We start from the raw sequence: 13,220 nt of genomic DNA, 5'->3' as shown, positions 1-13,220 counted from the left end.
GGTGCGAAATTACTTCCTCGATTCCTGGAGGCTGTGAGTACCGTGAGCCGCCGCTACGACTGCGCCGAACCGGACCAGCGGGCGGTCGGCCTGCGCGAGGCCGCCTCGACGATCCGCCGGAGTGACCTGATCGTGCTGCCGACCGACACCGTGTACGGCATCGGCGCCGATGCCTTCTCCAGCAGCGGGATCGCCGCGCTGCTGGCGGCCAAGGGCCGCGGCCGGGACATGCCGGTGCCGGTGCTGGTCGGTTCGCCGAGCACGCTGCACGGCCTGGTGTCGAAGTTCCCGGAGAACGGCTGGGACCTGGTGGACGCGTTCTGGCCGGGCGCGCTGACCATCGTGGCGCGGCACCAGCCGTCGCTGCAATGGGACCTCGGCGACGCGCGCGGCACCGTCGCGCTGCGGATGCCGCTGCACCCGGTGGCCATCGAACTGCTGATGCAGACCGGCCCGCTCGGGGTCTCCTCGGCGAACAAGACCGGGCACGCGCCGGCGACCACCGCCTCCGAGGCGCAGGATCAGCTCGGCACCGCCGTGGACGTGTACCTGGACGGCGGACAGACCGCGGACAATGTGCCCTCCTCGATCGTGGATCTCACCGGCGAGGCGCCGAAACTGCTCAGAGAGGGCGCGCTCACTTTCGAGGAGATCGCCAAGGTGGCCACGAATCTGACGCGCTGAATTCTTTTATTCAGGCAGGCCGAAATCCCGGACGCAGCGAATGCGTCCGGGATTTCGGGTTATTGCTTAACCTCAGCCGAGGTTGAGGACCTGGCCCGGGAAGATCAGGTTCGGGTTCGAGCCGATGGTCGACTCGTTGTTGGTGTACAGCGAGTGCCAGTCGGAGACGCCCTCCTTGGCGGCGATGCCCGAGAGGGTGTCGCCGGACTGCACGGTGTAGCTGCCGCTCTTCGAGCTGGAGCTCGAGGAGGAGGACGAGGCGGCCGGGGTGGAGCTCGAGTCCGAGGAGCTGGTGTTGCTCGAGGTGGACGAGCTGTTGTCCGAGGTGGACGGGGTGGAGCTCGTGTCCGTGGACGACGAGGTGCTCGAGGAGCTGGAGCTGTCCGAGGAGGACGAGCCCGAGGTGTTGGTGCCGGTGTAGGTGGTGGAGCTGCCCGCGTTGGCGCCGCACACCGGCCACGCGCCGATGCCCTGGCCGGCCAGGACGGCCTCGGCCACGGTGATCTGGTCGGCCTCGGAGGCCAGGTTGGCGGACGCGGCGTACTGGTCGCCGCCGTAGGCGTCCCAGGTGGACTGGGTGAACTGCAGGCCGCCGTAGAAGCCGTTGCCGGTGTCCGCGGCCCAGTTGCCGGAGGACTCGCAGTTCGCGATGGCGGTCCAGTTCACGGAGTCGGCGGACGCGGTGCCGGCCAGGGCGACCGGAATGGCGATCGCGGCGCCGGCGATGGCGGCGGTGGCTACGGCGCGGCGGGTGAAGGACTTGGAGGCAAGAGCGTGCTTGGGCATGCTGAAGTCGTTTTCCTCTCCCACGCCTGCGAAGTGAGCTGTCGGATTCGGGCCGGAAAGTAGCCCTACCTCCGAAGACCACAGTCCCCGGTCGGATTCACCCCGAGCCGTTGCGAACGGAGAATCTCCCGTCGCCCCGGCGAAGTTTGGTTCCTCCGCTCCAGCCCTCAAGGGTTTTGGTTGCCGTGATCGGAGGGCTGGATTAGGCGTTCTCGATCACGGTGCCCGGTATGCCGGGCGTCTTCGACGGTAAACAGTTCTTCAGCAGGATTTCAAATTAAACGTACGTGGGCAGGATCACATCAACTGGCAGTGATAACAATATAACTCTACGTATCAAATTAATCATCATTTATCACGGAGAGTGTATCGGTAATGCCTGACAAGTAGTGTGACTCTTTCGGCGTGTCCGGAGAGCGATCGTCCGGTCACCCGGCGCGCGCGGCGGTTCGTGAGCCCGCCGTGAAGCAGACACGCGAGATCCTCGGCCCCGTCCTAGTGCCAGATCCCGGAACCGCACCTACTGTGGACTGGTAACCGCACGGATCCCCCGGTTTCCCTCCCTAGGAGCGTGGTCCTGATGGCCGCCGTCGCCGCTCCCGCCCACGCGACGCCGCACGCCGCGGCGCCCTTCTACGGTCCGGACTTCGCCGCCCTGGTCCGCACGGACCCGCAGGTGGCCGGCATCGTCCTGGACGAGCTGGAACGCCAGCGGGGCAGCCTCCAGCTGATCGCGAGTGAGAACCCGACCTCGCCCGCGGTGCTGGCCGCGCTCGGCTCCGTGCTCTCCAACAAATACGCCGAGGGCTACCCCGGCCGGCGCTACTACGGCGGCTGCGCCGAGGTGGACCGGGCCGAGCGGCTCGCGATCGAGCGGGCCAGGGAGCTGTTCGGCGCCGAGCACGCCAACGTCCAGCCGCACTCCGGCGCCTCGGCCAACCTCGCGGTCTACGCGGCGCTGCTGCATCCCGGCGACCGCGTGCTGGCGATGGCCCTGCCGCACGGCGGGCACCTCACCCACGGCTCGCCGGGCAACTTCTCCGGCACCTGGTTCCAGGCCATCGGCTACCCCGTGCGCGAGGACAACGAGCTGATCGACTACGACCGGGTGCACGAGCTGGCCCGGGCGCACCGGCCGCGGCTGATCATCTGCGGCGCCACCGCGTACCCCCGGCTGATCGACTTCGCCGCCTTCCGGCGGATCGCGGACGAGGTGGGCGCCTATCTCCTGGTGGACGCCGCGCACATCGCCGGCCTGGTCGCCGGGGGAGCGGTGCCCTCGCCGGTGCCGTACGCCGACGTGGTGACCATCGCCACGCATAAGACACTGCGCGGTCCCCGCGGCGGCGCGATCCTGTGCAAGGCCGGACTGGCCGACGCGATCGACCGCGCCGTGTTCCCCTTCGCGCAGGGTGGTCCGCTGATGCACGCGGTAGCGGCCAAGGCGGTGGCCTTCGGCGAGGCGGCCACGCCCGAGTTCGCCGCGTACAGCAAGCAGGTCGTGGTCAACTGCCAGGCGCTCACCTCGGCGCTGGCCGAGGAGGGCATGCGGCCGGTGAGCGGCGGGACGGACACCCACCTGGCCCTGCTGGACCTGCGCGGCATCCATATCGCCGCCGGCCGCGGCGTCAACGGGCGCGAGGCCGAGCAGCGCTGCGAGCGGGCGGGCATCATCCTCAACCGCAACGCCATCCCGTACGACACCGCCAAGCCGATGCTCTCCTCGGGCATCCGGGTCGGCACCGCGGCGGTGACGACCCAGGGCATGCGCGAGCAGGAGATGAAGGTGATCGCCAACCTCGTCGCCCGCGCGGTGCGCAGTCCGGAGCCCGCGCTGGCCGACGAGGTCGCCGAGCTCGTCGCACGATTCCCGTTGTACGCCTAGAGAAGACTCGGACAACTCCGGGAACCCGGTCGGCCCAACGCCGGAAACCGGGCCGGGGCGGGTGAGCGTCTGTCTGCGAGGGTGCGCCGTTGCGGCTACCCTGAAACCCTAGTTGGCAGCCAAGGTCCCGGGTCCGGAAGGTGGCGATCAAGCCGCGATGCGCGAGTACCTGGCGGTCCTGATGATCGCGTGGGTCGTCACCTACCTCGCGACCGGGCCGGTGCGCGAGGTCGCCTTCCGCTTCGGCGCGTGGGCTCCGCTGCGCGACCGGGACGTGCACACCACTCCCACCCCGCGCCTCGGCGGCGTGGGCATGTACCTCGGACTCCTGGTGGCGCTGCTCGCGGCCTCCAAGCTGCCGATGATGCAGATCCGCTTCTTCCAGTCCTCGCGGACCGTGCCGGCGCTGCTGATCGGCTGCACCATGCTGATCGTCATCGGCATCGTCGACGACCGCTGGGGTGTGGACGCGCTGATCAAGCTGGCCGGGCAGACGCTGGCCGCCTCGATCATGGTGCTGATGGGCGTGCAGCTGACCTGGATCTCCATCCCGGGTGTGGGCATCGTCAGCCTGGAGCCGAACCTCGCGGTCACCGTTTCGGTGTTTCTGATCGTCGGCATGATCAACGCGGTCAACTTCGTCGACGGGCTCGACGGTCTGGCCGCCGGCATGGTGGCGATCGCGGCCAGCTGCTTCTTCGTGTACGCGTACCGGCTGCAGCACGGCTACGACATCAGCTCGATCGTCCCGGCGGCCACGGTCTCCGTGGTGCTGATCGGGATGTGCCTCGGCTTCCTCTGCCACAACTGGTCCCCGGCACGCATCTTCATGGGCGACTCCGGATCGATGATGATCGGCATGCTGCTGGCGGCCATCACCATCCTCGAATTCGGGCTGATCGACCCGGACCAGCTGAAGTACGTCGCGGGATCGCAGAGCACGGCGACCTACAAGACCGTGCCCGGCTTCCTGCCGCTGGTGCTGCCGTTCTGCGCGGTGGCGCTGCCGGTGGCCGACACCGTGATGGCCGTCATCCGGCGCACCAGGGCAGGGCGCTCGCCGTTCTCCGCGGACGCCGAGCACATGCACCACCGGCTGCTGCAGATCGGCCACTCCAAGCGCCGCGCGGTCCTGATCATGTACTTCTGGTCGGCGCTGATCTCCTTCACCGTCGTCATGTTCTCGGTCTCCTCGCAGTCCCGGCCGGTCGTGCTCGGCGCGATGGGCTTCGCCGCCCTGGGTCTGGTGGGCCTGCTGCTGCCGCGGGTGCGCAAGCACCTCGACGACCGGGCCGGCCGGGTGCGGCCGGCGCGGTTGCGCGGAAAGCACGCGGCGGCCGGGGAAACGGCCGTGGAACGGCAGTTGGCGCACACCGGATCAGGGCTCGAAAATACTCCGCCACCCCGGCCCTGAACTGGGCGTACGGTGGAGTGATCCATACCACGTACCCCCGTGCGAGACGGGTAGCGGCTCTTGTGATAGGTTTCACGAGCAGGAAGAGGAACCCGATCGGAGCAGTCGCACCACTCGTGCGCCCCCGGTCGCGGACCCGAGAATTCGAAGATCCAGAAGTGAGAAAAGCCGAATCCCCGGCAGCCACACGATGACCGCCTCGGAGACCGACATGCAGGCCGAAGACGTCCGCGCGCTACGGCAGTCCGCCGTGCCCACGGCCCTCGCCGGCCTTGTCTGCGTGGCCGTCGGTGCCGCCGCCGCCGGAGGCAAGGGAGCGCTCGGAGCACTGCTCGCGCTCGTCGTCGTGACCATCTTCTTCGCAATCTCCTTGTACGTCGTCGGCCGCGCCGCCAAGATCAGCCCGCAGGCCATGATGATCGCCGCACTGAGCAGCTACATGGTGAAGATCATCGCGCTCGCCGCGATCCTGTCCGCCTTCCAGGGCACCACGCTGTTCAACGGCCAGGTGTTCGGCTTCTCCGCCATCGCCCTGGTGCTGGTGTGGAGCGGCACGCAGGTGCGCGCGATGGTCAAGAGCAAGATCCTCTACGTGGAGCCGAGGCCATGAGCGCCCGCTCCCGTCACGCCGTAGCCCGGACGAGCCACCGCGCCCGTCCAGGCCATTCACGGTCAACGCGCGCCTGTTCAGCACAGAGTCGCAGGCGCGGCGAGCAGTTGTGCCGTGAGCACGCCGGAGCACGCATCGGCGCGGGTGATGAGCCCGACGACCCGAACCCCCGACGGGTCGGCCGACCGTGCTGACGAGTCCCGTACCGAAGTGAGCTCCCAGCCCCCCGCGGGCCCGGATCCGCACGAGACGGACGAGTCGAAGGCCGAGCGCGAGCGCAGCGAAGCCAGGGCGATGGAATCCATGATGTGGACCGTCATCGGGCACATGGGCGCCGCACTGCTCGTCTACGGAGGCATCGGCTACCTGCTCGGCCGCTGGCTGGGCCACCCGATCCTGCTGCTGTTCGGCCTGCTTTTCGGCATGGTCGTTTCGCTGGCCTACACGATCTGGGTGGCGAACCGCACCGGGAAGCAGCGCTGAGCCGCCGGTCCGCCATGCCCGAGATCCACGCGTACCCGCCCCCTGAGCGGATGAAGATACCCAGCAAGCACCGTCCGCCACGACAGATGGTGAACCCAATGCGCACAGCCGAAGGAGTGAACCGGTGAGTACGACCGCGAGTACCGTGCTGCTCGCCAGCGGCGACTGTTCCGCGACCAACTCTCACGCGGGCTCGAACTGCGGCTTCCAGGCCCCGTCCCTCACGGACTTCAACCTCAGACCGATCTTCCACCTCGGCAGCCTCGGCTTCTACAAGCCGGAACTGCTCGCGCTGATCTGCGCCGGCCTGGTGATCTGGTTCTTCTGGGCCGCGTTCAGCAAGCCGAAGCTGGTACCGACCGGGGTGCAGAACCTCGGCGAGATGGGCTACCTGTTCATCCGGGACCAGATCGCCCGACCGATGATCGGCAAGAACGGCGACAGGTTCGTGCCGTTCCTGACCGGACTGTTCTTCTTCGTCTGGGTGATGAACCTGATGGAGATCATCCCGATCGCGCAGCTGCCGGTGACCTCGTTCATCGCGTTCCCGGCCTCGCTGATGCTGATGGTCTACATCACGTACTGGTACCAGGCGATCAAGCACCAGGGCTTCTTCGGCTTCCTGAAGAACGTGGTGCCGAAGGGCGTGCCGCTTCCGGTGCTGTTCATCCTGGTGCCGGTGGAGTGGCTGCGGGTCCTGGTCATCCAGCCGTTCACGCTGATGGTCCGGCTGTTCGCGAACATGTTCGCCGGCCACCTGCTGCTCGCCACCTTCACCATCGCCACCTGGTACCTCGCCAGCGCCACGTTCAGCGCCCTGTTCGCCGCCGGCTCCGCCGTCATGGTGGTGGTGCTGACCGCCTTCGAGATGCTGATCCAGGCGCTGCAGGCGTACATCTTCACGATGCTCACCGCCCAGTACGTGGGCGAGGGCGTCCAGGCCGCGCACTAAAGCGGCCGACCGAACCAACCGAATACCCGCTAGCCCTACCGGTAGGTCCCGTCTACCGGTTCGACGAGAAGGAAAACCGAAATGTCTGCTCCGGCAATCATCGAAGCCGCTGGTGTCTCCGGCTCGCTCGGCGCCGTCGCGTACGGCCTCGCGGCGATCGGCCCGGGCGTCGGCATCGGCCTCATCTTCGGCCACGGCGTCGAGGCGATGGCCCGTCAGCCCGAGGCCGCCGGCATGATCCGCACCAACATGTACATCGGCTTCGCGCTGACCGAGGCGCTCGCGCTGCTCGGCATCGTCATGCCGTTCGTCTTCGGCAAGTAGGTCCTCGCGGATCTCCGAGTCGATTAAGGAGGGCTTCACCGTGGCACCCGTCACGATCCTGGCCGACAGCTCGGTGAACATGGGCAACCCGATCCTGCCCGAGCTGCCCGAGCTCATCATCGGCATCATCTCCTTCGCCGTCGTCTTCTACTTCCTGGCGAAGAAGCTGCTGCCGAACATCCGCAAGACCCTGGACGAGCGCACCGAGGCGATCGAGGGCGGCCTGCAGCAGGCGGAGGCCGCGCAGGCCGAGGCCGCCCAGGTCAAGGCCGACGCCCAGGCGCAGCTCGCCGAGCTGCGGCACTCCACCGCGGACATCCGGGCCAAGGCGCAGGCCGACGGCGCGGCGCTGGTGGAGCAGGCCCGTACCGAGGCCGGCACGCAGAAGGAGGCCATCATCGCCTCCGCGCACGCCCAGCTGGACGCGGACCGGAACAGCGCGGTCAACGTGCTCAAGGCCGACCTCGGCAAGCTGGCCACCGAGCTCGCCGACAAGATCGTCGGGGAGCGCTCGCAGGACGCGGCGCTGCAGGAGCGGATCATCGACCGCTTCCTGGACGAGCTCGACGCCAAGCTGGGCGCGTCCCAGAAGGTGGGCTGAGCGATGCGTGGCGCATCTCGCGAGTCCCTCAAAGCGGCGCGCGAGTCCCTGGCGGCCCTGACCGAGGTCCCGACGACCGACGTCACCGCGCTGTCGGACGACCTGGCCGCGATCGCGGCGCTGCTGGACGGCGAGGTCTCGCTGCGCCGGCTGCTGACCGATCCGGCTCGTCCGGGCGATCAGCGCGCCGAGCTGGTGGCCGAGCTGCTTGGCGGCAAGGTGGGCGAGAACGCGGTCGAGCTGGTCTCGGGCGTGGTGCGCAGCCGCTGGTCGCAGCCTCGCGACCTGGCCGACGCGCTGGACGAGCTCGCGGTGGAGGCCGAACTGGCCCTCGCCGAGCGGGCCGGCGCCCTCGACTCGGTCGAGGACGACCTGTTCCGCTTCGGCCGGATCCTGGCCGCCGAGCCGGAGCTCACCCAGGGCCTGAGTCAGCGCATTCCGCTGCGCCAGCGCTCCGGCCTGGTGGACTCGCTGCTCGCCGGCAAGGCCAACCCGTCCGCGGTGCGGCTGATCCAGCGCGTGGTGGCCAACCCGCGCCTCGGCTCGGTGCTGGACGGCGTCGAGCGCCTCAGCTCGATCGCCGCGGCGCACCGGGAGCGGATCACCGCGCTGGTCACGGCGGTGGTCCCGTTGACGGAGGCGCAGCGCGAACGGCTCACGGCCATCCTGGCCCGCGGCTACGGCAAGCAGATCCGACTGAACGTCGAGCTCGACCCCGAGCTGATCGGCGGCATGACGATCCGCATCGGCGACGACATCATCGACGGCTCGCTGGCCAGCAAGCTGGCCGAGGCGGCGCGCGGCTTCGCGGCCTGACGCGGCCTCACCCCCAGTCAGACAGAGCAGTACCCCACGACGAGTTCGCGGGCGACGGCGAGTACCGCAGGCGTCCGAGAAGACTTAGGAGACAGGAACACTGATGGCGGAGCTTACGATCCGTCCGGAGGAGATCCGGGACGCGCTGGAGCGCTTCGTCGCCTCGTACGAGCCTTCGGCCGCCAATGTGGACGAGGTCGGCACGGTCCTCGAGATCGGTGACGGCATCGCGAAGGTCGAGGGCCTGCCCTCGGCGATGACCAACGAGCTGCTGAAGTTCGAGGACGGCACCCTCGGCATCGCGCTCAACCTCGACGTACGCGAGATCGGCGTCGTGGTCATGGGCGACTACAGCAAGATCGAGGAAGGCCAGATGGTCCGCCGCACCGGCGAGATCCTCTCGACCCCGGTCGGCGACAAGTTCATGGGCCGCGTGGTGGACCCGCTGGGCACCCCGATCGACGGCCTCGGCCCGATCGAGGCCGAGGGCCTGCGCGTGCTCGAGCTGCAGGCGCCCGGCGTCATGCAGCGCCAGTCGGTCAACGAGCCGCTGCAGACCGGCATCAAGGCCGTCGACTCGATGACCCCGATCGGCCGCGGCCAGCGCCAGCTGATCATCGGCGACCGGCAGACCGGCAAGACCGCGGTCTGCATCGACACGATCCTCAACCAGAAGGCCAACTGGGATTCGGGCGACCCGAAGAAGCAGGTCCGCTGCATCTACGTCGCCGTCGGCCAGAAGGGCTCGACGATCGCCGCGGTGCGCCAGGCGCTCGAGGACAACGGCGCGCTGGAGTACACCACCATCGTCGCCGCCCCGGCCTCCGACCCGGCCGGCTTCAAGTACCTCGCCCCGTACACCGGCTCGGCCATCGGCCAGCACTGGATGTACGCCGGCAAGCACGTGCTGATCGTCTTCGACGACCTGTCCAAGCAGGCCGAGGCCTACCGCGCCATGTCCCTGCTGCTGCGCCGCCCGCCGGGCCGCGAGGCCTACCCGGGTGACGTCTTCTACCTGCACTCCCGGCTGCTGGAGCGCTGCGCCAAGCTCTCCGACGACATGGGCGCGGGCTCGATGACCGGTCTGCCGATCGTGGAGACCAAGGCGAACGACATCTCCGCGTTCATCCCGACCAACGTCATCTCCATCACCGACGGCCAGTGCTTCCTGGAGACGGACCTGTTCCTCTCCGGCGTGCGCCCGGCGATCAACGTCGGTACCTCGGTCTCCCGAGTCGGCGGTGCCGCGCAGGTCAAGGCGATGCGCCAGGTGTCCGGCTCGCTCCGTGTCGACCTGGCCCAGTTCCGCGACCTGGAGGCCTTCTCCGCGTTCGCCTCGGACCTGGACGACGCCTCGAAGGCGCAGCTGGCCCGCGGTCAGCGGATGGTCGAGCTGCTCAAGCAGGGCCAGTACACGCCGTACCCGGTGGAGGACCAGGTCGTCTCGATCTGGTCCGGCACCTCCGGCGAGCTGGACGAGGTCCCGGCCGAGGACGTGCGCCGCTTCGAGGCCGAGTTCCTGGCCTGGCTCAAGTCCTCTAAGCCGGAGATCCTGGTCTCCATCGCCGCGAAGAACGAGAAGCTCTCGGACGAGACGATCGAGCTGCTCAAGGACTCGATCGACGAGTTCAAGAACAGCTTCGAGAAGGCGGACGGCCAGCTGCTGCGCGGCGACGTGGCGGTGGCCCCGCTCACCCGCGACGAGGTCGCCCAGGAGACGATCACCCGGAACGTGAAGGCCTGAGCCCCATGTCCCGAGTGATCCGACAGTCCAGGAAGGAGGGCTGAGGCAGTGGGAGCCCAACTCCGTGTCTACCGGCGGCGCATCGCGTCCGTCTCCGCCACGAAGAAGATCACCCGCGCGCAGGAGCTGATCGCGACCGCGCGCATCGTCAAGGCGCAGCAGCGCGTGGCGGCGTCGACCCCGTACGCCCGGGAGATCACCCGGGCGGTGTCGGCGGTGGCCTCGCACTCCAACGCCAAGCACCCGCTGATCGGTGAGCGCCCGCGGCTGCTGCGCGCGGCGATCGTGCTGATCACCGCGGACCGCGGCTTCGCCGGCGCCTACAACAGCGCCGCGATCAAGCAGGCCGAGCAGTTGGCCGTGCTGCTGCGGGACGAGGGCAAGGAAGTCGTCAGGTATGTCGTCGGCCGCAAGGGCGCGTCGTACTACAACTTCCGGGGTATCGAACTTGCGGGGACCTGGTCCGGCTTCTCGGACAGCCCGCAGTACGGCGACGCCGCGGAGATCGCGGACGTCGTGATCGCCGACTTCGAGAAGGGCGGCGAGAACGGCGGGGTCGACGAGCTGCACGTGGTGTCCACCGAGTTCGTCTCGATGCTGACGCAGACCGCGTCGGCGGCGCGGTTCCTGCCGCTGGAGATCGAGGAGTCGACCGAGCCCCCGGCCGGCGGCGTCTTCCCGCTCTACGAGTTCGAGCCGTCCCCGGCCGCGGTGCTCGACGCCCTGCTGCCGAACTACATCAAGGCGCGTCTGTACAACGCCCTGCTGCAGTCGGCGGCCTCGGAGCACGCCGCCCGGCGGCGCGCCATGAAGTCGGCGACGGACAACGCGTCCGACCTGATCAAGCAGCTCACCCGTTTGGCCAACTCGGCCCGCCAGGCCGAGATCACCCAGGAAATCAGCGAGATCGTCGGCGGCGCGAACGCCCTGGCCGACGCGAACGCAGGGAGTGATTAGAACCCATGACGACCACGACCACGACCGGCGTCGGCCGCGTTTCGCGGATCATCGGTCCCGTTGTCGACGTGGAGTTCCCCGTCGACGCGATGCCGGAGATCTTCAACGCCCTGACGATCGACTACGACTTCCTGGGTGAGACCCGTACCCTCACCCTCGAAGTGGCTCAGCACATCGGCGACAACATGATCCGCGCGATCGCGATGAAGCCGACCGACGGCCTGGTGCGCGGCTCCGAGGTGAAGGACAGCGGCGGCCCGATCTCGGTGCCCGTCGGCGACATCACCAAGGGCCACGTCTTCGACGTGACCGGGAACGTGCTCAACCTCAAGGAGGGTGAGACGTTCGAGGTCAAGGAGCGCTGGGGCATCCACCGCAAGGCGCCGAGCTTCGACCAGCTCGACTCGAAGACCGAGATGTTCACCACGGGCATCAAGGTCGTCGACCTGCTCACCCCGTATGTGAGCGGTGGAAAGATCGGCCTGTTCGGCGGCGCCGGCGTCGGCAAGACCGTGCTGATCCAGGAGCTCATCTACCGCGTCGCCGAGAACTTCGGCGGTGTGTCGGTGTTCGCCGGAGTCGGCGAGCGCACCCGTGAGGGCAACGACCTGATCGCGGAGATGACCGAGACCGGCGTCATCGAGAAGACCGCGCTGGTCTACGGCCAGATGGACGAGCCCCCGGGCACCCGTCTGCGGGTCGCGCTGTCCGCGCTGACGATGGCGGAGTACTTCCGCGACGTGCAGAAGCAGGACGTGCTGCTGTTCATCGACAACATCTTCCGTTTCACCCAGGCCGGTTCCGAGGTCTCCACGCTGCTGGGCCGGATGCCCTCCGCGGTGGGTTACCAGCCGACCCTGGCGGACGAGATGGGTGAGCTGCAGGAGCGGATCACCTCGACCCGCGGTCACTCGATCACCTCGGTCCAGGCGATCTACGTCCCCGCGGACGACATCACCGACCCCGCGCCGCACACCACCTTCGCGCACCTCGACGCGACCACGGTGCTCTCCCGGCCGATCACCCAGAAGGGCATCTACCCCGCGGTGGACCCGCTGGAGTCGACCTCGCGCATCCTGGACCCGCGGTACATCGCGAAGGACCACTACGAGTGCGCGACCCGGGTCAAGGCGATCCTGCAGAAGTACAAGGACCTGCAGGACATCATCGCGATCCTGGGTATCGACGAGCTCTCCGAAGAGGACAAGCTCACCGTGGCGCGGGCGCGCCGCATCGAGCGGTTCCTGTCCCAGAACACCTTCGTGGCGAAGGTCTTCACCGGCCTCGACGGTTCGTTCGTGCCGCTGGACGAGACCATCGCGGCGTTCACCGCGATCGCCGACGGCAAGTACGACCACGTGCCGGAGCAGGCGTTCTTCATGTGCGGCGGGCTCGAGGACCTCGAGCGCAAGTACAAGGAACTGACCAAGTAGTCAGGCGCCAGTCCGTGCGGGCGCTTCCGGCCAGGGTTCGAGATCTGGCCGGAGGCGCCCGGCGGTTCGGATAGACTTCAACCACTAGTGGCAAAGGGAGCCGCACCATGGCTGAACTCGACGTGGCGCTGGTCGCGGCCGACCGTGAGGTCTGGTCGGGCAAGGCGTCGCTGGTGATCGCGAAGACCGCGGACGGCGACGTCGGCGTCATGCCCGGACATCAGCCGATCCTCTCGCTGCTCAAGCCGTCGGTGATCACCATCAAGACCGTCGTGGACGGGGCCGCGGGGGAGACCCTGAAGGCCGCGCTGCACGGCGGTTTCATCTCGGTGGCCGACAACCGGGTCTCGCTGCTGAGCGAGTCCGCGGAGCTCACCGCCGAGATCGACGCGGGCCGCGCCCAGGAGGCGCTGAACCGGGCCAGGGCCGGCGAGTTCGGCGCCGACTCCGAGGCCGCCGCCGCAAGAGCCGAGCTGCGGCTGCGCGCCGTAGGCCGCGGCGAATAGCCGGCGGAGGCGGGCGTTGCGAGGC

Annotated in this window: 14 protein-coding genes and 1 riboswitch; of the genes, 13 read left to right on the top strand and 1 reads right to left on the bottom strand. The window is 68.5% G+C overall.

Going from position 1 to position 13,220, the window contains the following annotated elements:
* The first annotated feature begins 42 nt into the window (after positions 1-42).
* Positions 43-684, top strand: a complete 642-nt coding sequence (locus VG296_RS16255) for an L-threonylcarbamoyladenylate synthase (RefSeq protein WP_349259578.1) — start codon at positions 43-45, stop codon at positions 682-684.
* Positions 685-756: 72 nt separating this feature from the next.
* Here the strand turns inward: VG296_RS16255 and VG296_RS16250 are convergent, their stop codons facing one another.
* On the bottom strand, positions 757-1,470 hold the full coding sequence (locus VG296_RS16250) for a transglycosylase family protein (RefSeq protein WP_325566571.1): 714 nt from the start codon (positions 1,468-1,470) through the stop codon (positions 757-759).
* An 8-nt stretch (positions 1,471-1,478) separates the two neighbouring features.
* Positions 1,479-1,688, bottom strand: a riboswitch (cyclic di-AMP (ydaO/yuaA leader).
* A 362-nt stretch (positions 1,689-2,050) separates the two neighbouring features.
* On the opposite strand from VG296_RS16250, the gene glyA reads away from it, so the two are divergent.
* From glyA to VG296_RS16190, 12 genes are all read left to right on the top strand, one after another.
* Entirely contained in the window at positions 2,051-3,355 is a 1,305-nt protein-coding gene (gene glyA / locus VG296_RS16245) for a serine hydroxymethyltransferase (RefSeq protein WP_325566570.1), read from the top strand.
* Positions 3,356-3,512: 157 nt separating this feature from the next.
* The gene (locus VG296_RS16240; protein ID WP_325566569.1) at positions 3,513-4,769 is read left to right on the top strand and encodes an MraY family glycosyltransferase; all 1,257 of its coding nucleotides are present in this window, start codon (positions 3,513-3,515) and stop codon (positions 4,767-4,769) included.
* A 190-nt stretch (positions 4,770-4,959) separates the two neighbouring features.
* Positions 4,960-5,379, top strand: a complete 420-nt coding sequence (locus tag VG296_RS16235) for a hypothetical protein (RefSeq protein WP_325566568.1) — start codon at positions 4,960-4,962, stop codon at positions 5,377-5,379.
* Between the two features lie 210 nt (positions 5,380-5,589).
* On the top strand, positions 5,590-5,862 hold the full coding sequence (locus VG296_RS16230) for a hypothetical protein (protein WP_325566567.1): 273 nt from the start codon (positions 5,590-5,592) through the stop codon (positions 5,860-5,862).
* A 124-nt stretch (positions 5,863-5,986) separates the two neighbouring features.
* The gene (gene atpB, locus VG296_RS16225) at positions 5,987-6,814 is read left to right on the top strand and encodes a F0F1 ATP synthase subunit A (protein ID WP_325566566.1); all 828 of its coding nucleotides are present in this window, start codon (positions 5,987-5,989) and stop codon (positions 6,812-6,814) included.
* An 81-nt stretch (positions 6,815-6,895) separates the two neighbouring features.
* Positions 6,896-7,138, top strand: a complete 243-nt coding sequence (gene atpE, locus VG296_RS16220; protein ID WP_325566565.1) for an ATP synthase F0 subunit C — start codon at positions 6,896-6,898, stop codon at positions 7,136-7,138.
* Positions 7,139-7,217: 79 nt separating this feature from the next.
* Positions 7,218-7,739, top strand: coding sequence for a F0F1 ATP synthase subunit B (locus tag VG296_RS16215; protein ID WP_349259577.1), 522 nt, complete (start codon positions 7,218-7,220; stop codon positions 7,737-7,739).
* Between the two features lie 3 nt (positions 7,740-7,742).
* Complete coding sequence (locus tag VG296_RS16210; protein WP_325566563.1) at positions 7,743-8,555, top strand: F0F1 ATP synthase subunit delta; 813 nt, start codon at positions 7,743-7,745, stop codon at positions 8,553-8,555.
* 103 nt (positions 8,556-8,658) lie between these two features.
* Complete coding sequence (atpA, locus tag VG296_RS16205) at positions 8,659-10,299, top strand: F0F1 ATP synthase subunit alpha (protein ID WP_325566562.1); 1,641 nt, start codon at positions 8,659-8,661, stop codon at positions 10,297-10,299.
* Between the two features lie 48 nt (positions 10,300-10,347).
* The gene (locus tag VG296_RS16200) at positions 10,348-11,256 is read left to right on the top strand and encodes a F0F1 ATP synthase subunit gamma (RefSeq protein WP_325566561.1); all 909 of its coding nucleotides are present in this window, start codon (positions 10,348-10,350) and stop codon (positions 11,254-11,256) included.
* Positions 11,257-11,261: 5 nt separating this feature from the next.
* Positions 11,262-12,689: a F0F1 ATP synthase subunit beta gene (atpD, locus tag VG296_RS16195; RefSeq protein WP_325566560.1), complete on the top strand. Its 1,428-nt coding sequence runs from the start codon at positions 11,262-11,264 to the stop codon at positions 12,687-12,689.
* Positions 12,690-12,796: 107 nt separating this feature from the next.
* Positions 12,797-13,195 carry a F0F1 ATP synthase subunit epsilon gene (locus VG296_RS16190; protein WP_325566559.1) on the top strand — a complete coding sequence of 133 codons (399 nt, stop codon included), beginning with the start codon at positions 12,797-12,799 and terminating at the stop codon, positions 13,193-13,195.
* Positions 13,196-13,220: the final 25 nt, after the last annotated feature.

This window comes from Actinospica sp. (assembly GCF_035552695.1).
In the GTDB taxonomy this organism is placed as follows: domain Bacteria; phylum Actinomycetota; class Actinomycetes; order Streptomycetales; family Catenulisporaceae; genus Actinospica.
Note: the sequence above shows the minus strand (reverse complement) of the source record. Positions and strands in the feature narration are given on the sequence as shown.

Bases quoted from the DNA above. Each gene is read 5' to 3' on its own strand.
- VG296_RS16250 (WP_325566571.1), bottom strand. From the start codon at position 1,470: ATGCCCAAGCACGCTCTTGCCTCCAAGTCCTTCACCCGCCGCGCCGTA.
- glyA (WP_325566570.1), top strand. From the start codon at position 2,051: ATGGCCGCCGTCGCCGCTCCCGCCCACGCGACGCCGCACGCCGCGGCG.
- VG296_RS16240 (WP_325566569.1), top strand. From the start codon at position 3,513: ATGCGCGAGTACCTGGCGGTCCTGATGATCGCGTGGGTCGTCACCTAC.
- VG296_RS16235 (WP_325566568.1), top strand. From the start codon at position 4,960: ATGACCGCCTCGGAGACCGACATGCAGGCCGAAGACGTCCGCGCGCTA.
- atpE (WP_325566565.1), top strand. From the start codon at position 6,896: ATGTCTGCTCCGGCAATCATCGAAGCCGCTGGTGTCTCCGGCTCGCTC.
- VG296_RS16215 (WP_349259577.1), top strand. From the start codon at position 7,218: ATGGGCAACCCGATCCTGCCCGAGCTGCCCGAGCTCATCATCGGCATC.
- VG296_RS16210 (WP_325566563.1), top strand. From the start codon at position 7,743: ATGCGTGGCGCATCTCGCGAGTCCCTCAAAGCGGCGCGCGAGTCCCTG.
- atpA (WP_325566562.1), top strand. From the start codon at position 8,659: ATGGCGGAGCTTACGATCCGTCCGGAGGAGATCCGGGACGCGCTGGAG.
- atpD (WP_325566560.1), top strand. From the start codon at position 11,262: ATGACGACCACGACCACGACCGGCGTCGGCCGCGTTTCGCGGATCATC.
- VG296_RS16190 (WP_325566559.1), top strand. From the start codon at position 12,797: ATGGCTGAACTCGACGTGGCGCTGGTCGCGGCCGACCGTGAGGTCTGG.